Source organism: Pseudomonas sp. GLN_2 (assembly GCF_043106005.1).
In the GTDB taxonomy this organism is placed as follows: Bacteria; Pseudomonadota; Gammaproteobacteria; order Pseudomonadales; family Pseudomonadaceae; genus Aquipseudomonas; species Aquipseudomonas alloputida.
In genome coordinates this window covers 12687-30416 of the sequence record NZ_JBICMC010000108.1, presented here as the reverse complement: position 1 = coordinate 30416, position 17730 = coordinate 12687, and the positions used below count along the sequence as shown (strand labels likewise).

The 17730-nt window shown below is 60.5% G+C and carries 20 protein-coding genes; 9 read left to right on the top strand and 11 right to left on the bottom strand.

Going from position 1 to position 17730, the window contains the following annotated elements:
* Positions 1–9: 9 nt before the first annotated feature.
* Complete coding sequence (locus tag ACF8Q6_RS26310; RefSeq protein WP_392494500.1) at positions 10–591, top strand: TetR/AcrR family transcriptional regulator; 582 nt, start codon at positions 10–12, stop codon at positions 589–591.
* Between the two features lie 48 nt (positions 592–639).
* Here the strand turns inward: ACF8Q6_RS26310 and ACF8Q6_RS26305 are convergent, their stop codons facing one another.
* The 5 genes from ACF8Q6_RS26305 to ACF8Q6_RS26285 are packed head-to-tail and all read right to left on the bottom strand — an operon-like array spanning position 640 to position 7139.
* Positions 640–1017 carry a response regulator gene (locus ACF8Q6_RS26305; RefSeq protein WP_003256176.1) on the bottom strand — a complete coding sequence of 126 codons (378 nt, stop codon included), beginning with the start codon at positions 1015–1017 and terminating at the stop codon, positions 640–642.
* Between the two features lie 44 nt (positions 1018–1061).
* A complete protein-coding gene (locus ACF8Q6_RS26300; RefSeq protein WP_392499734.1) occupies positions 1062–2288 on the bottom strand; it encodes an ATP-binding protein in 1227 nt (408 codons plus the stop codon).
* Positions 2282–2857: a chemotaxis protein CheB gene (locus ACF8Q6_RS26295; RefSeq protein WP_392492446.1), complete on the bottom strand. Its 576-nt coding sequence runs from the start codon at positions 2855–2857 to the stop codon at positions 2282–2284. The genes ACF8Q6_RS26300 and ACF8Q6_RS26295 overlap by 7 nt, the downstream gene beginning before the upstream one ends.
* Entirely contained in the window at positions 2854–3675 is an 822-nt protein-coding gene (locus ACF8Q6_RS26290; RefSeq protein ID WP_010954591.1) for a protein-glutamate O-methyltransferase CheR, read from the bottom strand. The genes ACF8Q6_RS26295 and ACF8Q6_RS26290 overlap by 4 nt, the downstream gene beginning before the upstream one ends.
* Positions 3672–7139 carry a response regulator gene (locus ACF8Q6_RS26285; protein ID WP_221100469.1) on the bottom strand — a complete coding sequence of 1156 codons (3468 nt, stop codon included), beginning with the start codon at positions 7137–7139 and terminating at the stop codon, positions 3672–3674. The genes ACF8Q6_RS26290 and ACF8Q6_RS26285 overlap by 4 nt, the downstream gene beginning before the upstream one ends.
* A gap of 248 nt (positions 7140–7387) precedes the next feature.
* On the opposite strand from ACF8Q6_RS26285, the gene ACF8Q6_RS26280 reads away from it, so the two are divergent.
* Positions 7388–7738, top strand: coding sequence for a response regulator (locus ACF8Q6_RS26280; protein ID WP_392492444.1), 351 nt, complete (start codon positions 7388–7390; stop codon positions 7736–7738).
* 55 nt (positions 7739–7793) lie between these two features.
* Here the strand turns inward: ACF8Q6_RS26280 and cobF are convergent, their stop codons facing one another.
* The gene (gene cobF / locus ACF8Q6_RS26275; protein ID WP_392492443.1) at positions 7794–8543 is read right to left on the bottom strand and encodes a precorrin-6A synthase (deacetylating); all 750 of its coding nucleotides are present in this window, start codon (positions 8541–8543) and stop codon (positions 7794–7796) included.
* Positions 8544–8610: 67 nt separating this feature from the next.
* Positions 8611–9900, bottom strand: coding sequence for an OprD family porin (locus ACF8Q6_RS26270; protein WP_017148255.1), 1290 nt, complete (start codon positions 9898–9900; stop codon positions 8611–8613).
* Between the two features lie 361 nt (positions 9901–10261).
* On the opposite strand from ACF8Q6_RS26270, the gene ACF8Q6_RS26265 reads away from it, so the two are divergent.
* The 3 genes from ACF8Q6_RS26265 to ACF8Q6_RS26255 all read left to right on the top strand — a co-directional run bounded on the left by ACF8Q6_RS26265 (position 10262) and on the right by ACF8Q6_RS26255 (position 11713).
* Positions 10262–10621, top strand: coding sequence for a histone-like nucleoid-structuring protein, MvaT/MvaU family (locus ACF8Q6_RS26265; protein ID WP_010954596.1), 360 nt, complete (start codon positions 10262–10264; stop codon positions 10619–10621).
* A gap of 224 nt (positions 10622–10845) precedes the next feature.
* Entirely contained in the window at positions 10846–11373 is a 528-nt protein-coding gene (gene gloA / locus ACF8Q6_RS26260; RefSeq protein WP_392492441.1) for a lactoylglutathione lyase, read from the top strand.
* Positions 11374–11470: 97 nt separating this feature from the next.
* Positions 11471–11713 (top strand): hypothetical protein, encoded by a 243-nt coding sequence (locus tag ACF8Q6_RS26255; RefSeq protein ID WP_003256190.1) that lies wholly within the window; start codon positions 11471–11473, stop codon positions 11711–11713.
* A 56-nt stretch (positions 11714–11769) separates the two neighbouring features.
* On the opposite strand, the gene ACF8Q6_RS26250 is transcribed toward ACF8Q6_RS26255, so the two are convergent.
* The gene (locus ACF8Q6_RS26250) at positions 11770–12591 is read right to left on the bottom strand and encodes a shikimate 5-dehydrogenase (protein WP_392492440.1); all 822 of its coding nucleotides are present in this window, start codon (positions 12589–12591) and stop codon (positions 11770–11772) included.
* Positions 12592–12752: 161 nt separating this feature from the next.
* Between ACF8Q6_RS26250 and ACF8Q6_RS26245 the strand changes: the two genes are divergently transcribed.
* Together ACF8Q6_RS26245 and ACF8Q6_RS26240 are read left to right on the top strand one after the other, a co-directional pair.
* Positions 12753–13103, top strand: a complete 351-nt coding sequence (locus ACF8Q6_RS26245; protein ID WP_392492439.1) for a hypothetical protein — start codon at positions 12753–12755, stop codon at positions 13101–13103.
* 94 nt (positions 13104–13197) lie between these two features.
* Positions 13198–13380: a hypothetical protein gene (locus ACF8Q6_RS26240; RefSeq protein ID WP_003256194.1), complete on the top strand. Its 183-nt coding sequence runs from the start codon at positions 13198–13200 to the stop codon at positions 13378–13380.
* A gap of 89 nt (positions 13381–13469) precedes the next feature.
* On the opposite strand, the gene ACF8Q6_RS26235 is transcribed toward ACF8Q6_RS26240, so the two are convergent.
* Positions 13470–13784 (bottom strand): hypothetical protein, encoded by a 315-nt coding sequence (locus tag ACF8Q6_RS26235; protein WP_003256195.1) that lies wholly within the window; start codon positions 13782–13784, stop codon positions 13470–13472.
* A 164-nt stretch (positions 13785–13948) separates the two neighbouring features.
* Here ACF8Q6_RS26235 and ACF8Q6_RS26230 point away from each other — a divergent pair, with 164 nt between their 5' ends.
* Entirely contained in the window at positions 13949–14773 is an 825-nt protein-coding gene (locus ACF8Q6_RS26230; RefSeq protein WP_019751052.1) for a S24 family peptidase, read from the top strand.
* A gap of 38 nt (positions 14774–14811) precedes the next feature.
* Here the strand turns inward: ACF8Q6_RS26230 and ACF8Q6_RS26225 are convergent, their stop codons facing one another.
* Positions 14812–15135 carry a DUF1654 domain-containing protein gene (locus ACF8Q6_RS26225; RefSeq protein WP_019751051.1) on the bottom strand — a complete coding sequence of 108 codons (324 nt, stop codon included), beginning with the start codon at positions 15133–15135 and terminating at the stop codon, positions 14812–14814.
* Between the two features lie 233 nt (positions 15136–15368).
* On the opposite strand from ACF8Q6_RS26225, the gene ACF8Q6_RS26220 reads away from it, so the two are divergent.
* Positions 15369–16043, top strand: coding sequence for a polysaccharide lyase family 7 protein (locus ACF8Q6_RS26220; RefSeq protein ID WP_392492437.1), 675 nt, complete (start codon positions 15369–15371; stop codon positions 16041–16043).
* A gap of 995 nt (positions 16044–17038) precedes the next feature.
* Here the strand turns inward: ACF8Q6_RS26220 and ACF8Q6_RS26215 are convergent.
* Entirely contained in the window at positions 17039–17689 is a 651-nt protein-coding gene (locus ACF8Q6_RS26215) for a TetR/AcrR family transcriptional regulator (RefSeq protein ID WP_392492436.1), read from the bottom strand.
* Positions 17690–17730 lie beyond the last annotated feature (41 nt).

The following is a 17730-nucleotide window of genomic DNA, read 5'->3' as shown; positions in this document are numbered from 1 at the left end:
CCAAGCACCATGCCCCCGGTCAATGCCGCAATGCGCTGTGCCAACTTTGAGGAGCGACGTGACCAGGCCATGGCATTGTTTGCCGAGAAGGGCTTTGGCCAGGTCAGCATGCGCGAGCTGGCAGCCCATGTGGGGCTGACCGCCGGCTCACTGTACCATCACTTTCCCAGCAAGCAGGACCTGCTGTACGACTTGATCGAAGAGTTGTACGAAGAGCTGCAGGCCACACTGGACCAGGCCCGCCGGGCCATGGCCCGGGGGACATCGGCATTGAGCTGCCTGATTGCTGCGCACTGGCAGCTGCATGCCGAACGGCCGCTGCAGTTTCGGCTGGCCGAGCGGGATCTGTGTTGTTTGAGTGAGGCGCAACAGGCGCACCTGGCATCGTTGCGCACGCGCTATGAGGCGGGTTTGCTGCGCTTGATCGCACCACAAGCGAAACTGCCGGGGCAAGCGTTGGACGCTACAGCGCATGTACTGGCGACGTTTCTCAACCAGCTGCCGGGGTTGCTCAAAGCTCTGCCTGAAGCGCAAGGGTTGGAGCTGATGGAAAACTTGCTGGTCGGCGGGATTGAGCGGACGCTGCGATAGCCTGCAACGGCCTCCTCGCGGGTTTGCCCCGCGAAAAGGCCGGATGCCTCAGCGCAACAGCGACTGGATCTGCTCGTGCAAGGTATCCAGGTCAAACGGCTTGGCCAGGATAGGGGCCTTACGGGTGATCGGGCTGCCAGATTCGAGAATCTCCGCCGGGTAGCCGCTGATGAAAATCACCTTCAGGTCGGGCCGCAATTTCACCGCGGGCTCGGCAATATCCACCCCCGAGATCCCCCCCGGCAAACGGAAGTCTGTCACCATCAGGTCCAGGTGCGGTTTGCTGGCCAGGATGGCAAACGCCTGCTCGCCATCCTCAGCCACCAGGACGTGGTACCCCTCACCCGCCAGGTAATCGCGCAAAATCATGCGAATCGCCGGTTCATCCTCGACGACCAGAACCACATCTTGTGCATCTTCACTCATGTTAACGCCTTGAAATACTTACAGTTGGCCATCAGACCCCAGGCTTACACAGAGGTTGCCCGCGCCTGGTCGTTTTGTTCTTTGAATATTGCCATCGGCAATTGCAGGGTGAATGTGGCACCCTTGCCCTCCTCGCTTTCAACCTGTATCCGGCCACCGTGTGCCTGGACGATCTGCTCGGAGATGTACAACCCCAGGCCCAACCCTCCGCTGGCCTGCTGGGCAGCGACCCGCTCGAACTGCTGAAAGATCCGCTGCTGGTTGACGGCGCTGATACCGATGCCGTGGTCCTGCACCTGCACCCAGGCCATGCCGCCCTGCTCGAACACCCGTACCTGCACCGGTTTGCGCTCGCCGTAACGCATTGCATTGGACAACAGGTTGGCCACTACTTGTTCAATCCGGAATTCGTCCCACTCCCCCTTCAGCGCTTCGCAACGCTGCAATTCGATGTGTGTTTCCAGGGCCATGGCCTGCGCCGTGAAGTTTTCCACCAGCCCACGCACCAGTTGGCCCAGGTCAAACAGTTTGGGCCGCAGCGACAGTTTACCGGTACGGATGCGCGAAACATCGAGCATGTCCTCGACCAAGCGGATCAGGCTGTTGATCTGCCGTTCGTCGCGCTCGACCATGGCCTGCAGCTTGTCGACACTGAAGGCGTCCAGGTTGCCCCGTGCCAGGTGCATCTTGCGCAACTGGGTTTCCAGGATCAGGCCATTGAGCGGCGTACGCACCTCGTGGGAGACGATCGACATGAAGTCGTCACGCATGCGCACGGCGTGCTCCAGCTCACACCGTGCCACTTGCAGCTGGCTGAGCAGAAGCTCCTGTTCCTGGCGGCTCTGCTCCAGGGCTTCCAGCTGCCGGTCAAGCACCTTGCGCTGGCGGAACAGGTCGACGAACACCGAGACCTTGCTTTTCACCGCCAGGGTGTCGAGCGGCTTGTGCAGAAAGTCCACGGCCCCGCTCTCGTAGCCCTTGAAGGCATAATTCATCTCGCGACCCGCCGCGCTGACGAAGACGATCGGAATGTGCTTGGTCTTGTCGGTACCGCGCATCAGCTCGGCCAGTTCAAAACCGTTCATGCCCGGCATCTGCACATCGAGAATGGCCAGTGCGAACTCGTGCTCGAGCAGCAACGACAAGGCAGCCTCGGCAGACTGTGCCTGGTGCACCTCGCGGTCCTCGCCCTGGATCAGGGCATCGAGCGCCAGCAGGTTTTCCGGCAAGTCGTCGACAATCAGCAGTTTGGCGATGGTGTGGCTTAGCATGCGCTGTATTCCAGGGTCGCGAGCAACTGCCCGATACCGCTCAGAGTAAGAATATGGTCGGGCTGGTGCAGGGCCAGGGCGGCCTCCGGCATCAGGGCAACCTGTGCGTCACGAGGGTCCTGGACAATCGTGCGCCCCCCATTGTTCTTGATGTAGGCAAGGCCCCTGGCGCCGTCTTCGTTGGCGCCGGTAAGCAGCACACCCAGCAGGCTGTCGCCATAGGCATCGGCCGCCGAGATGAACAGGAAATCGATCGCCGGGCGCGAGAAATGCACCGGTTCTTCCTGGCTCAGCGACAGCGTCAGGTCGCGCTCCACCGACAAGTGGTAACCCGGCCCCGCCACATAGATCTGCCCGCTGCTGATCTTCTCTTTGTCACGTGCCTCGCATACCGGCCGATGCAGCCGCCGCTGCAGCACGCCAGCCAGTTGGCTGTGGCGGTCGTCCGGCAGGTGCAGCACGCAGAGCACCGGTATGGCGAACGCCGACGGCAGCGCGCCGAGCACCTGGAACAATGCCGCCACGCCACCGGCGGAGGCGCCGATCACCACTGCACGTACACCGCTCATGATTTACGGAAGATCCGTTGGGGCTTGACCAGCGGCTCGAAACGATCGCTGTAGGCCGAAAAGTCCACCGACTCCTTGCTACCCAGCACCAGGAAACCACGGTGGCAGAGCGACTCATGGAACAGGCCCAGCGCCCGATCCTGCAGGTCCTTGTTGAAGTAGATCAGCACATTGCGGCACGACACCAACTGGGTCTCGGAGAACACGCTGTCGGTGGCCAGGCTGTGGTCGGCGAAGGTGACATTGTCGCGCAGGCTGCTGTCCATGATGGCGTTGCCATAGGCGGCGGTGTAGTACTCGGCGAAGTCTCGGCGGCCACCGGCCAGGCGGTAGTTTTCCTCGTATTCGCGCATGCTCTGCATCGAGTAGATGCCCTGCTTGGCCCTGTCCAGCGAATGCGGGTTGATGTCGGTGGCGTAGATGATGGTGCGCTCAAGCAGCCCTTCCTCACGCAACAGGATGGCCATGGAATACACCTCTTCCCCCGTGCTGCAGCCCGCGATCCAGACTTTGATCGACGGCCAGGTGCGCAGCAGCGGCACCACTTCGTTGCGCACGGCAAGGAAGTGGTCAGGGTCACGGAACATCTCGCTGACCGGGATCGTCAGGTACTGCAGCAGTTGCATGAACATGCCCGGGTCGTGCAGGACGCGCTCCTGCAACGCCGACACCGTCAGGCAATCGAACTGACGCAGCGCGTGGAGGATCCGACGCTTGATCGAAGCGCCGGAATAATTGCGGAAATCGTAGCTGTACTTGAGGTAGATCGCCTCGATCAGCAGTCGGATCTCGATGTCGGTGTTGCGTTCGCTAGTCAAATTCGCTCCAGTTGCGGCAGCCAGACACGGATCAACGAGAACAGGCGGTCCAGGTCGATCGGCTTGGCCAGGTAATCATTGGCACCGGCTTGCAGGCAACGCTGCTGGTCATCCTTCATGGCCTTGGCGGTCACGGCGATGATCGGCAGTTTGCGCCAGCGCGGTTGCTGGCGGATCAGCCGTGTGGCCTCGAAGCCGTCCATCTCCGGCATCATCACGTCCATCAGCACCAGGTCGATGTCGTCGTGCTGCTCCAGGCGCTCGATGGCTTCGCGCCCGTTGCGGCCGATTTCGACAATGGCGCCCTTGTGCTCCAGGGCACTGGTCAGGGCGAAGATATTACGCACATCGTCATCCACCAGCAGCACCTTGCGGCCCTCGAACACCTTGTCGCGGCTGCGCGCGGTCTTGAGCATGCGCTGACGCTCGTTGGACAGCTGCGATTCGACCTTGTGCAGGAACAGCGTCACTTCGTCGAGCAGGCGCTCCGGCGAACGTGCGCCCTTGATGATGATCGAGCGTGAATACTTGAGCAGATCGGCTTCTTCCTCGCGGGTGAGGTTGCGGCCGGTATACACGATCACCGGCGGGAAGGCGCGGATATCCTCGGCGGTCATGCGCTTGAGCAGCTCGTTGCCGAGCATGTCTGGCAGCTTGAGGTCGATGATCATGCAGTCGTAGATGTTCTGGCGCAACAGTGCCAGGGCATCCTGGGCCATGGCCACGGCCGTGATCTCGACATCGTCGTCGCCGATCAGCCGGGCGATGCTCTCGCGCTGCAGGTCGTCGTCTTCCACCAGCAGGATGTGCTTGAGCTTTTGCGTAAGCTTGGCTTCCAGGCGAGCGAACACCTCCTTGAGCTCCTCGCGGCTGGTGGGCTTGACCGCATACCCCACCGCCCCCATGTGCATGGCCGCCTCGACACGGTCTTCCACCGAAATGATGTGCACCGGGATATGGCGGGTGCTGGCCTGCTCCTTGAGGCGCTGCAGGACGGTGAGGCCCGAGTGGTCGGGCAGGCGCATGTCCAGCAGGATCGCGTCCGGAATGTACTGGGCCGCCAGCTCGAAGCCTTCGTCGGCGCCATGGGCCACCAGGCAGCTATAGCCCAGCTCATGGGCCAGGTCGAAGAGGATGCGGGCAAAGTTGGGCTCGTCTTCGATCACCAGAATGCATCGGGTATCGAAAGGGGCCCGCTCGCGGTCGTCGGCAAAGGCCGGCGCCGGGCGCATGACAGCGGCGGCCAACGGCGCCTGCGGTGCGGGCGGCAACGCATCGACGGCCGGGCGCAGACTTTGCGGCTCGACGTCTTCGGCCTCGGCGGCGTAGCGCTCCGGCAGAATCAGGCTGAACACGCTGCCTTGCCCAGGGCTGCTGTCGACATTGATCTGACCACCGAGTAAATGCGCCAGGTCACGGGAGATCGACAGCCCCAGGCCAGTACCACCATAGCGGCGATTGCTGGTGCCATCGACCTGGTGGAAGGCGCCGAAGATCGCCTGCTGCTGATCGGCCGCAATGCCGATGCCGGTGTCACGGACTGCAAACACGATACCGCTGCCAGCCTGGAAGCTGACGTTCATGCTGACCTGACCACGCTCGGTGAACTTGATGGCGTTGGACAGCAGGTTCTTGAGGATCTGCTCCAGGCGCTGACGGTCGGTGAACAGCGTGACCGGTACCTGCGGCTCGACCTTGACCTCGAAGGCCAGCCCCTTGTGACCGGCAAGCGGCTGGAACATGCCGCGCAAGCCTTCGACCAGGCGCTCGACCTGGGTGGTCTCGGGCCGTACTTCGAGCTTGCCGGCCTCGACTTTGGCGATATCGAGAATGTCGTTGATAAGGTTGAGCAGATCGTTACCGGCCGAGTAGATGGATTCGGCGAACTTGACCTGCTCCTCACTGAGGTTGCCTTCACCGTTCTCAGCCAACAACTTGGCCAGGATCAGCGAGCTGTTGAGCGGCGTGCGCAGCTCATGGGACATGTTGGCGAGGAATTCGGACTTGTACTTGCTCGATCGCTGCAGGTCGTCGGCACGGGCCTGCAGCTCCAGCTGCGCCTGGCTCAGCTCATCGTTCTTGCGGTCCAGCGCATCGGTGCGTTCCGACAACTGCTCGTTGGTCTGCTCAAGTTCGGCCTGTTGGGTTTCCAGATGGGCTTGAGACTCCTTGAGCACCCGTGACTGCTCTTCGAGCTCTTCGTTGGCAGTCTTGAGTTCTTCCTGCTGCACCTGCAGCTCTTCATTGAGTTGCTGGGTTTCGGCCAGCACTTCCTGCAGGCGCTGGCGATAACGGGCGCTCTCGATCGACATGCCCAGGTTGCCGCCGACCCGCTCCAGCAGCTCTTCATCCCGTTCTTGCAAGGGGCGCAGGAAACCCAGCTCGATCACCCCGTTGATCTGCCCGTCTTCGGTCGCCGGCATCAGCAATGCACTGCGCGGCAAGCCACTGCCCAGGCCGGAACTGAAGCGATAGAAATCTTCGGGCAGTTCCTCCAGGCGCAGCAAGCGGCCTTCGCGGACCGCCTGGGCCAACAGGCCATGGTGATCCGACTCGATCTGCTCACGGGCCTGCTCTTCGGTACTCAGGCCATAACAGGCCACGCGCACCAGCCGGCCATGCTCGTCGCGAACGTACACGGCGCCCACCACGCTGCCCAGATAAGAGGCAAAGAAGCGCAGGATGTTCTCGCCAAGCATGGGCAAGGTCAGTTGCCCGAGCACCTGCTGCGCCAGCTGGGTCTGGCCGGTGCGCAACCAGGCCTGGTGCTCCAGGCGCTGCGCCGAGCGTTGCTGGGCTTGCAGGTTTTCAGCGTAGTTGGCCGAAAGTGCCAGCAGGTCACGACGGCCCAGGTAGGCCAGCAATGCACTGAGGCCGACAATGAACAGCACGAAAGCCGAAATCGCCGTCACAGTGACGGCACTGACTTTTTCGTTACGGGCCATGCGCAGTTGTTGTTCGGTAATGATCAGGTCATCGAACTCCTTGCGGATTTCATCGGTGATGCGCTTGCCCCGGCCATTGCCGATCGAGGCCTGGTAATCGCCCTGGCTGCGGCGCAGGCTGATCATCTCGTTACCGAAGTCGTTCCAGGCCCGCTGCAAGGCCATCAGCCGGTCAATACGGTCAACCTGCTGCGGGTTGTCCTCGACCATGCTGCGCAGGCTTTGCAGGCTGCCGAGAATGCGTGGCTTGGCCACCTCGTAAGGGTCAAGGAAGCGCTCGTCGCCCGTGATCAGGAAGCCGCGCATGCCCGTTTCCATGTCGATTGACAGCTTGACCGTTTCGTTGGCATTGCCGATCACCCGGTCGGTGTGCTCGACCCACTGCATGGCCGAAAGCAGGTAGTTGATCACCGCGACGAAGGCCACGGCCCCCAGCAGGCCAACCCCCAGGGGAAGGCCGATGTTACGGCTCAACAGCTTGCGAAAGCTTCGCTGGTCCATCGAGGCTGCTTGAATCATGAGAAAACGCCCGAGCTAGAAAAGTCCATTGAAAAGAGTGGCCGATCAGTCGTTATTGTTATCTGCCACTGCGCTGTCCTGATAAGCGAGTCTAACCAGCTTTGACAGGTCTGGCAGGGCATTTAGCCAGTATTTGAAGGTTGCTTTCGGCAATCGTTCCATCTATTTGCAGGGAGCGGTATCCTCGGGAACTTCTGATGCCGCGCGGTGCACAGATTAAAGACACTCATTTGTACAGGATTTGAACCATGCACCTTCTGGTAGTCGAAGACGACGACATCGTACGTATGCTGATAGTCGAAGTGCTCGACGACCTGGGCTACAAGGTCATCGAGGCAGAAGACGCCACAGCCGCCCTGCGTGTACTTGAAGACCCCGGCCAGGCGCTTGCACTGATGATGACCGATGTGGGGCTGCCGGACATGCGAGGTGAGGAGCTGGCGGGAAAAGCGCGCGAACTGCGGCCGCTATTACCGGTGCTGTTCGCCAGCGGCTACGCCGACAGTTTCAATGTGCCGGAGGGCATGCACCTGATCGGCAAGCCATTCAGCATCGACCAGTTGCGGGACACGGTGGTGGGCATTGTGGGTAACCCTTGAGCACGGCGTTGCCTGTTTCGCTTGCCCGCGAAGAGGCCGACACAGGCAACCCACCTCACAGCTCTCTGCGCAGCAGATAGGTATCCATGATCCACCCTTTGCGCGCCCGCTCCCGCTCGCGCACTTCCAGTATCCGTGCCTTCATCGCCTGCAACGGCCCGGCGATCAGCACTTCATCCTCGGTCCCCAGGTAAGCGCCCCAGTAGATGGTCAACGCCGGGTCATCGAGCCCGGCAAAGGCGCACTGCCCGTCGAGCATCACCACCACATTGTCGATAGGCCCCTGCCCGGCCAGGCGTCGCCCCGGCAGCACGGTCAGGGGCTCGCCGATCCGGTTGAGCGGCACCTGGTGCCGCGCCGCCAGCGCCTGCACACTGCTGATGCCAGGGATGACCTGCAAGCGCAACGTCACGCCCTGTTCGCGGACCAGGTCGAGAATGCGCAGGGTGCTGTCGTACAGGGTCGGCTCGCCCCACAGCAGGAAGGCACCTGTTTCCCCGTCGCCAATTTCCTCCTCGATCAGGCGCGCATACAGCGCAGCACGCTGCCGGTGCCAGTGCTGCACCGCGCCCAGGTAGTCATCCGCCTGCACATCGCGCAACGGGTCGACCACCGGCACCAGGCGATAGCCACCTTCGGGGCGGTAGCGCTGCAGAATGGCCATGCGCAGGCGTACCAGTTCATCTTTGTCGTCGCCCTTGTCAAGCACGAAGAACACGCTAGCGCATCGCAGCGCATCGACTGCTTCATAGGTGACCTGGCGCGGGTCACCCGCGCCGATGCCGATCAACAACAGGTCTTTCATTGCCCTGCCCTTTGCGGGAACCCGCCACCATTGTCAGGCGGCTACCGGTATTTGGCAAAGCAGCCGCTTAGAAGATCGAGAAGTTGTAGCTGACAATGACCCGCGTCTCATCCATGTCACGCGCCCACTGTTCATAGTTGCTGCGGTAAGTGGAATTACGCAGGCGTACGCTGACATCCTTGAAAGAGCCACTTTGCACCTGGTATTTGAACTCGGTGTCGCGTTCCCACTCCTTGCCTTCGGCACGGCTGCCCGGCACCTTGATATTGTCGCCGTTGATATAACGGGTGAAGAAGGTCAGGCCGGGTACACCCAGCGCCTTGAAGTCGTAGTCATAGCGCACTTGCCAGGAGCGCTCCTGTGCAGCGGCGAAATCATTGACCTGGGCGTAGTTGACCAGGTATGGGTTGCTACCATCCAGGTACGGCATGGCGCTGTTGCCATACATGCGCTGCCAGCCGGCGCTGAGCTTGTGGCCACCGAGGCTGTAGCCAAGCATGCCGCTGAAGGCGCGATGGTCGATTTCACCGGCACGGGCATTGCCGATGTCATCACTCTTGATCAGGCGCATGTCAGCCGACAGGCTGCCCACCGGCAGCGGCTGACTGGCCACCAGGCCGAGAAAGTGCTGACGGTAGATATTCTCCAGTTTGGCCACTTGGTACTGGGCGCTGAAACGCTCGTTGAAACGGTAGTCGACACCGGCCAGGTCGAAGTGGTCGGCTTCGGTATCGCAGGCATAACGCTTGTTCTTGCAGTGCACGCGGATGTCCTGGCGGTCGGTGGAATCCCGAGCGGTGTAGTTGTCCAGGCGAGCCAGGGTGAACTTAAGGTCGTGCAGTTCTTCAGAGGTGAGCATGGCACCCTGGAACAGGGTCGGCAGCAGACGGCCATCGTTGTACTTGAGCAACGGCACATCAGGCATCATTGAGCCGTACTTGAGCACGGTATTGGAGACCTTGACCTTGGCCGCCAGGCCCATCTTCGCATACTGGTCGGCCGAGTGCCGGGGGTCGTGGCCAGACGAGGGCAGCAATCCACTGTTACTGTCGGCCGGGCTGGAATCCAGTTTGAAGCCGAACATGCCCAGCGCATCCACACCAACACCTACCGGGCCTTGCGTATAACCCGATTGCACATTGAGGATGAAGCCTTGGGCCCACTCTTCGCGCTTGGATGCGCCCTGGCTGGAACTGCTGTAACCGTCCCGGAAGTCCCGGTTGAAATAGACATTGCGTGCTTCGATCTTGGCACTGCCGTCTTCAAGAAACCCGGCAGCCTGGGCGTTGACACCGGCACACAATAGAACCAGGCCGGTTACACGGCGCCCGGGGGCGAGGGGGAAAGGGGAAAACATGCAAGCAAACATCCAGAATGAAGACGAGTTAACAACCTGTGGCACGGGTTGGCCACGGCACTGCGGCAGGTCCGAACATGAGTCGGCCATCATCTGAAATGATCGCGCAAAGGCTCTGGCGCGGGCCATTGGACCATGGTCTAGCCCCCCTGTCGCGCAACCGCAGAAAAACCGCAAGATGGCGCACGCAAAACTAGGAAAGTTCCCGGCTTACTTGCAAAAAGTTATCAGTTTACCCAGTAGACATGAATGACTACACTCGATATCAGCGAACAGTGGAACCCACCTGCGTGGCCGGCGTTTTTACTCTTCTTCAATGTTCGTCACGCCCTGCCACGACCGACGTACAGGAGTGATTACAGTGTCCAGACTTGCAGAGTTTCGTGCTGCCGAAAAAGCGCTCCAGGAACAGATGGCGCAACTGGAAGCGTTGAAAAAGGATGCCGGCCTCAAACGCGAAATCGAATTCGAGCAGAAACTAGTCGGCCTGATGAAAAGCTATGACAAGAGCCTGCGCGATATCATCGCCATCCTCGACCCGAAGGCTGTGGCCCGCGCCTCCAGCACACCCCCCAAGCAACAACGCCGCCCGCGGGTGGTTAAGGTCTATCAGAACCCGCACACCGGCGAACGCATCGAGACCAAAGGCGGCAACCACCGCGGCCTCAAGGCCTGGAAAGAACAATATGGGGCCGCCACGGTAGAAAGCTGGGTACGCTGATGAAATGCCCACAAAGGCTTCACGCTTTTTTCACAAGGCGTGGCTCAGTATCGAAACAGCTAAAGGATTAGCGACCCCATCACGCGCCCGCACATGCGGGCCTCTAATTTCAGCGCCCTGCCTTTGCAGGGCGCTTTCATTTGCGCAATCGGCGCACTGCCGTATCATGGCCAGCCTGTCTGTTTTGCCGGCGCCCTGCGCCCGGCCCCGTCTCAGGAGTTCCCATGAGCCTGCACGATCTGCAAACCCTGCCTGGCGTCACCGCGCAACCTGACGCCGCCACCGCCCAGTTCGTCTTCAACCACACCATGCTGCGGGTCAAGGACATCGAGAAGTCACTGGACTTCTACACCCGCGTGCTGGGCTTCCGCCTGGTGGACAAGCGTGACTTCCCTCAAGCCGCTTTCAGCCTGTACTTCCTGGCCCTGGTCGACCCTGCCCAGATCCCTGCTGATGACACCGCCCGCCACCAGTGGATGAAGGCGATCCCCGGCGTGCTGGAGCTGACCCACAACCATGGCACCGAAAACGATGCCGAGTTCGCCTACCACAATGGCAACACCGACCCGCGCGGCTTTGGCCACATCTGCATTTCGGTACCCGACGTACGCGCCGCTTGCGCGCGCTTCGAGGAACTGGAAGTACCGTTCCAGAAACGCCTGCAGGACGGCCGCATGAACCACCTGGCCTTCGTCAAGGACCCGGACGGTTATTGGGTCGAAGTGATCCAGCCAACCGAGCTCGAAGGCTAAGCGTTCGGCGCGGCGCGCTCGTCGGGCCGGGAACTCCCGGCCTCTTGCTGTGGTATATGAAGGTAACTGCTTCACATGCCACAGCGAGGTAAGGACGATGCAATCTCTTCACTGTGAATACCGCGAGCACACCATCACTGCCAGCGTGATGCCCCATCCCGACTCCCCCCTGCCCTATGCCGCCGGCTGCCTGATCACGGCACCTGACGGGCACACCAGCAAGCGCATGTCGATGCCCATGCAGTTCTTCTCCGACCTTGAGAATGCACAGCGTGTGTCGCTGGCCCATGGCCGGGCACTGGTCGACAAGCAGCTGGATAACGGGCACGAGGTGTTCTGATCCGGGTTTCGCCTGTACCCCCTTCGCCGCCGAAGCTGTGAAGGGGGTGGCATTAACTAGCTAGCCCGCGCGTATGCCACCGCCGCATCCACCTGCTCCTGCGACGGCCTTACCCCGGTGTACAATACGAACTGTTCCAGCGCCTGCAGCGCAATGACCTCCAGCCCAGTGATCACCGGCTTGCCCAACGCCTGAGCCCGGAGAATCAACGGCGTCTGCGCAGGCATTGCCACCACATCGAACACCCGCTCCGCCGCCGCGACGGCGTGCTCGGGAAACGCCAGCTCTTCTGCCTCCTGCCCGCCTGCCATACCGATCGGCGTCACATTCACCAGCATCGGCGGGCAGAGGTCGCCTGGCTCTGGCACCCAGCGGTAACCACAGACATCCGCCAACTGACGCCCTGCCTGCTCGTTGCGTGCAACGATGATGCCTTCGGCAAACCCAGCATCGCGCAAGGCGCTGGCCACGGCCTTGGCCATGCCCCCGCTGCCTCGCAGGGCAAAGGCAGTGCCCGGATCGACCTGGTGCTGAACGAGCAACTGGCGCACAGCCAGGTAATCGGTGTTGTACGCCTTCAGGTGGCCATTGCAATTGACAAGGGTATTGACCGACTCGATGGCCGCCGCCGAAGGATCGATTTCGTCGACCAAGGCCATGCAGGCTTCCTTGTACGGCATCGACACCCCGCAGCCGCGAATACCCAAGGCGCGGATCCCTGCCACCGCCGCCGGCAGGTCATCGGTGCGCATGGCCTTATAGTAGAAGTCCAGGCCCAACTGCTGGTACAGGTGGTTGTGAAAGCGCACGCCGAAGGTGCCGGGGCGACCGGCCAGAGAGATGCAAAGCACGGTGTCCCGGCTTGGAGTTGTCGGCATAACAGGCCTCTTAGTCATGACTGAAACGTTTATTCAGCGTAACAGAGTCAACCACTGGTCGCCCCTTACACAACCTTTACCGTTCCCCTGTGCTCAGCTGACAGAGACCGGAGTCATAGTAACAGGGCCCCGGACGTGGGGTTTTCCTGCGAGGTTGCTTTATGAACCGTCTCATTCCCGGAATCGTCCTGCTGGTCGGCGCCCTGGCCATCAGCGGGCCTGCAGCAGCTCACGGCGGCTATGGCGGCCATGGGCACGGTGGTTGGTATGGGCCGGGTCCACTGCTGGGTGCGGCAGTGGTCGGCGCCGTGGTTGGGGCGACGGTTTATGGCGGCCATGACCGTACTGTGTATGTTGAGCGCCAGCCGGTCTACTACGCGCCGCCGGTGTACGTACAACCGCCTCCACAGCCGGTGTACTACCAGCCCTACTACGCGCCTCCCCCGCCGCCACCGGGCTACCGCACCTATTATGGGCCGCCACCGGTGTATTACGGGCCACCGCGCTGGTAATGGTTGATAGGAGCAATGATCACTATCGAGGAAGTTGATTTCAAACAATCCCGGCTGCTGCGTATGGTAGAGCCATGTTTCACAGGAGGTCCCCATGGCCACTATCCAGATCATGTCCGTTGTCGGTAGCGCCGTTCCCGCCTCACTGCGTGAGCAGGGCCTGCTGGCGTGCTGGTACCTGGTTCGCAACGGCGAAGCCGTGAGCGGCCCGATGCCGACGCTCGCTTCAGCCCAGGCACTGGCCGAACAATTGCAACCAGGTACTTTGGCTGCCTGAACCGAATTTGTTGTGCGTTGCTCCCTACGCCCTTGTCGCCCGCCAATTTGGCGGGCTTTTTTTCTTCACAGATCGCCCGGGCTGCCACCTCATGTTTGGCCGCTACTGCCCAGCTTGCTGGTCAGCACCATGACCTTGCCTTGCAGCTGGCCTACGGTCATCACCAGCTCGTTTCGTTCCTTGGCGAGCAGTTCAGCTTTTGCCTGCGCCTCCCTTCGGGCATCCCGTTCAATGTCCAGCAGCTCTGTCAGGTGGCGGATGACAGCAATTTCAGCGTTGTCCATCGCGCGGTCGACTGCATCCCTCGACAACCATTTACGCAGCCACAGAAACGCACCCAGCAGTACAGTCCCCGTCCCGCCCAGCCAAGTGACGGTGCCCGGGCCGAGGTCGGTCGGATCCATGTGAACCTCATTACAGATGATGATGTGATCAGCCCTGGAGAAAAATGTCTCGCTAGCTTTCCTTGTCCGTGCGCTTAATTTAGCCTACAGCTAAGCACACCACAAGAGTAGATTTAGCCATGCGCACATTTAGCAGCAAGCTAAACACTGGCATGCTTCACCCCATGGACATCTACCAAATTCGCAAGCACAACCTGGTGAAGCTGATCGGCAGCCAGAGAAAGGGCACCTGCGCAGAGCGCTGGGGAATGGCGCCTGCACACCTTAGCCAGATCCTTTCCGACAAGACCGTGAAAAACCTGGGCGATGACGTGGCCCGCCGCATCGAGGGCATCGAAGGTTTGCCACGGGGCTGGTTCGACGCGCTGTCGCCAGGCGAACACGCACAGGCGGCTGTCGAGCCAGGTGACAACAAGCTCTCTGCAGCCGACCTGGTCAAACAGATGCTTGCCCGAAGCGGCAAAGGTATCGCTGAAGAAACCCGGCAAAGGCTGCTGGCTGCGGCGCAAGAGCCTGCAGATGCCACGCTGCTGGAAGCCGAGCCGCTGCGCCCCGGCCTGGTCGGTGACGAAGTGTGGATTGCCCACTATGACGTACGGGCAGCCATGGGCGGCGGCCAGATCCCCCACGACTACCCCGAGATGTTCAAGGACGTTCGCGTCAGCCCCAGCCACCTGCGCGAACTGGGCGTGACGTTCAGCGAGCACCATCACCTGAAGATGGTGACCGGCTGGGGCCAGTCGATGGAGCCGACCATCAGGCACCGCGACCCGCTGATCGTCGACGTCAGCATCCGAGAGTTCGTCGGCGATGGCATCTACTTCTTTTCCTGGGGCGACCACATCTACATCAAGCGGCTACAGATCGCGGACGAGGACCACTTCGAGATGATCTCCGACAACTCGCGGCACAAAGACCGCATGATTCGTCGGGAAGAGACCTACATACAGGCCAGGGTCCTGCTGGTGTGGAATGCCCATCTTGTATAAACCGAAGCCCGCCCTGAGCGGCGGGCTTTTGCTGAAGCTCAGAACGGTGCAGCCTCCTCGACCTGAGCCTCGCAGTCGCGCTCGACGATAAAATCATCACGCTCTTCCACGCTACTGCGCGCCCATCGCACCGTCACGCTGGCGTCATCATTGAACGTCAGCTGCAACTCGGGCATTTCCAGCAGCTGGCCCATCACCTCCTCCCATTCCGCTTCACCGTCGGTATCCAGACGATGCACCACTACCCAGCGCTGCGTCTGTGCGAGCGGGTGGTTGATCATGGACGATACCCGCAGGCTAAGCCGCTCTATTCCGGTCATTTCCTGGCGCTGTTGAGGTTCCGACTTCATGTGGCTTGCCATATTCTCATCCTGATAGCTGTATATTCGTACAGTGCTCAGCGAAAGCTTAGCTCACCGCCAAATCCTGCGTAAAGCCCCCACTGCGGAAAATTTCGCCTGTAGGTAATTTCCCGTGAAGTGAAATTAATTTAGCTATCAGCTATTGACCTATATTTAGCCCGGGGCTAACTTTGTGTGCAGCCGTCGCTTGTCCGGCGGCTATGCCACTTAAACCTTTTCGCCAGGAGTTCCCCATGGCCGTAGATATCAGCCACCTCACCATCGCCACGCCGGTACCCGTCTCCTCAACCAACCCCGTTGCTCTGGAGCTGAACGGTGCTGAAGCGATTGCCCGCTTTCCCAGCATCGTGACGGTGCTCAGCGATGGCTCGATCCAGTTCTCAGCCCCTACCAAAGGTGCTTCGAGCAAAAGCACCCACAGGACACGCTGCGAATGGACAGAAACGCAAAACTGGACACTGGCCAGCGCCCAGGATCACTGGAATCGCCAGACCATGACGCTGACCAAGGTCAACTCGGCGCGGAAGGTGGTCATCGCCCAGATGCACGTACGCGGGGATGACGGCCCGCCAGTAAAGGTGTTCTGGAACAAGGGCAACATCACACTGGGGTTTCGACGCACCTTCAACCAGACCGACCCGGTGAATTCAACAGTCCTGAAGGGGGTGCCACTGGGTGCGACGTTCCACATCAGCATTCACACGACGTCTGAAGGCGTGGTAACCGTGACGGCCGAATGCAACGGGGTATCCGCTTCGTCGGGCGATTTGCAGCTCGACAGTACCTGGGCTTCGCACCTGTTCGAGTTCCACGGCGGGGTTTACAACCAGGTCGACTACACCGACGCAACGCCCGCCGAGGACGGCTCGATCTGCATCATCAGCGAGCTCTCGCTCATCCACCGCTGAACGTCGATGCCCAGCCCTGCTATCACACGCCCTCATGGCGTCTCACATGAATGCAAAAAGCCCAGCGCGGGGCTGGGCTTCTATCAGCTGGGCTGAACAGTACTTCCGCCAGCCTTTACACACTGTACTGGCAGTTACTCCAGTGGGCGCTTGTGATAACTATAACGCTCGGCATTGGATGCCCGCGATGGGTCCGGCGGGCCTGGTCTCTGCCTGCCTCGAAAGGGCCGATTATGTGCGGAATCGTCGCGATCCTCGGGCTGCTCCCTTTTACCTTCCGAGTCTTGACTGCCTGGCGGACCATTGTTTTCAGCCGGCCTGATAGCCTGCTGATCACAATCCATTCCATCCCTATCTATGGTCATACGCACCTCTCAATGCTCAGAAGCTCTGAGCTACATCAAGTGTGCGCTTACCCTGTCCAGAAAGGTTTTATATCAGATCACCGGACACGGGCGAGAACCTCAATACCGGGACTTTTCGCTGAACTGCATCCCACTCAAAAACATAGCCATTGGTACAAAAATTGGTACGCGCCGGCTGTACGTCCATCCAGCACATCCCGACAATGCAGCAGTAGCGTGGGAATCTAGCCTCAGACCGCACCGCAAGCGGCCTGAGCATCTGGCCTGTCTAATAGGGTTCAGCCAGTTTCAGCGACTTTGGCCCAATAAAACCGAGACGCTTTCGGGCGGTTTTAGACAGCTTTATTCCCCCATCCAGGCGTTCAGCCAACCAAGATCCGTCCTGGGTCGTCAGCTACACCCACCTCCCACAGTCCGCTGTCGACCCATAGCGGTCTCTCGCTAAGGACAGCAAACGGTCAATAGCAGCCAGCAGCTTGAAGGAGTCTCCGAGTCTATGGTCGATTCAGGCTGCGATGCTGAGCACTTGCGTCAGTACTGCGTAGTTATCGGACGCAGCCTGTGATTCCGCTGCGAATCCTGAAGCGCAAAACCAAGCCTAGGCCAAGCTGCCCTGGAGCAATTAAATGCTTATCCACTTGCGCGGTCGCTGCGACCGTGCGCGGCTATGAACATGGCGACGGCCGACCGGCAGTAGGATTCGATTTCGTTTTCGTCCTCTGCTCTCGCCTGATCGAAGCGGGCGATCATCAGTAGATCGGACCCTTTGAAGAGCGCAGCAAACAAGCGGGCGGCTTGGAGGGAATCGGGCACGTTGAGAAGCGCCTTCGCGTGAAGTTGGCGCAGCAGGATCTCGATGTCGGCGATGACATGGGCGGCGCCTGCTTCGTAGTGGCGCTTGCTCAAGGCGTTTTGACTCGTTTTATCGGCCATGACCATGGCTTCGATACTGCTGACGTCTGGTCTCAACAGCGTGCGCAGCAGTGATGTTCCCACCGCCATAAGTTGGTCTTCGACCGAACCTTCGGCACCTTCAAGCAGGGCCTGTGGTGCAAACGACGCCTGGCAACCAGCCGTGATGGCTGCGCTGAACAGCGCCTCCTTGTTCTCGAAGCGCCTATAGATGCTGAGCTTGGATATCTTCGCCCGCTGGGCGACCTTGTCCAACGTCGTCGCTTGAAAACCCAATTCCACAAAAAGTTCGCTCGCGGCGTTGAGTATCGTTTGGGCAAGCGCCTCGTTGGTGGGCCGGCCGCGCCGGCCCTGTATGGTCTCAGTCATGATATTGGTACTTTGCAGTATCTTAATTTAAGGTATACGAT

Excerpts from the sequence above, each read along its gene's own strand:
- ACF8Q6_RS26295 (WP_392492446.1), bottom strand. The coding sequence starts at position 2,857 with ATGAGCGGTGTACGTGCAGTGGTGATCGGCGCCTCCGCCGGTGGCGTG.
- ACF8Q6_RS26240 (WP_003256194.1), top strand. The coding sequence starts at position 13,198 with ATGGCCACTATCCAGATCATGTCCGTTGTCGGTAGCGCCGTTCCCGCC.
- ACF8Q6_RS26230 (WP_019751052.1), top strand. The coding sequence starts at position 13,949 with ATGGACATCTACCAAATTCGCAAGCACAACCTGGTGAAGCTGATCGGC.
- ACF8Q6_RS26270 (WP_017148255.1), bottom strand. The coding sequence starts at position 9,900 with ATGTTTTCCCCTTTCCCCCTCGCCCCCGGGCGCCGTGTAACCGGCCTG.
- ACF8Q6_RS26215 (WP_392492436.1), bottom strand. The coding sequence starts at position 17,689 with ATGACTGAGACCATACAGGGCCGGCGCGGCCGGCCCACCAACGAGGCG.
- ACF8Q6_RS26305 (WP_003256176.1), bottom strand. The coding sequence starts at position 1,017 with ATGAGTGAAGATGCACAAGATGTGGTTCTGGTCGTCGAGGATGAACCG.
- ACF8Q6_RS26220 (WP_392492437.1), top strand. The coding sequence starts at position 15,369 with ATGGCCGTAGATATCAGCCACCTCACCATCGCCACGCCGGTACCCGTC.
- ACF8Q6_RS26280 (WP_392492444.1), top strand. The coding sequence starts at position 7,388 with ATGCACCTTCTGGTAGTCGAAGACGACGACATCGTACGTATGCTGATA.
- gloA (WP_392492441.1), top strand. The coding sequence starts at position 10,846 with ATGAGCCTGCACGATCTGCAAACCCTGCCTGGCGTCACCGCGCAACCT.
- ACF8Q6_RS26310 (WP_392494500.1), top strand. The coding sequence starts at position 10 with ATGCCCCCGGTCAATGCCGCAATGCGCTGTGCCAACTTTGAGGAGCGA.
- ACF8Q6_RS26235 (WP_003256195.1), bottom strand. The coding sequence starts at position 13,784 with ATGGATCCGACCGACCTCGGCCCGGGCACCGTCACTTGGCTGGGCGGG.
- ACF8Q6_RS26285 (WP_221100469.1), bottom strand. The coding sequence starts at position 7,139 with ATGATTCAAGCAGCCTCGATGGACCAGCGAAGCTTTCGCAAGCTGTTG.
- ACF8Q6_RS26300 (WP_392499734.1), bottom strand. The coding sequence starts at position 2,288 with ATGCTAAGCCACACCATCGCCAAACTGCTGATTGTCGACGACTTGCCG.
- ACF8Q6_RS26250 (WP_392492440.1), bottom strand. The coding sequence starts at position 12,591 with ATGCCGACAACTCCAAGCCGGGACACCGTGCTTTGCATCTCTCTGGCC.
- ACF8Q6_RS26255 (WP_003256190.1), top strand. The coding sequence starts at position 11,471 with ATGCAATCTCTTCACTGTGAATACCGCGAGCACACCATCACTGCCAGC.
- ACF8Q6_RS26225 (WP_019751051.1), bottom strand. The coding sequence starts at position 15,135 with ATGGCAAGCCACATGAAGTCGGAACCTCAACAGCGCCAGGAAATGACC.
- cobF (WP_392492443.1), bottom strand. The coding sequence starts at position 8,543 with ATGAAAGACCTGTTGTTGATCGGCATCGGCGCGGGTGACCCGCGCCAG.
- ACF8Q6_RS26245 (WP_392492439.1), top strand. The coding sequence starts at position 12,753 with ATGAACCGTCTCATTCCCGGAATCGTCCTGCTGGTCGGCGCCCTGGCC.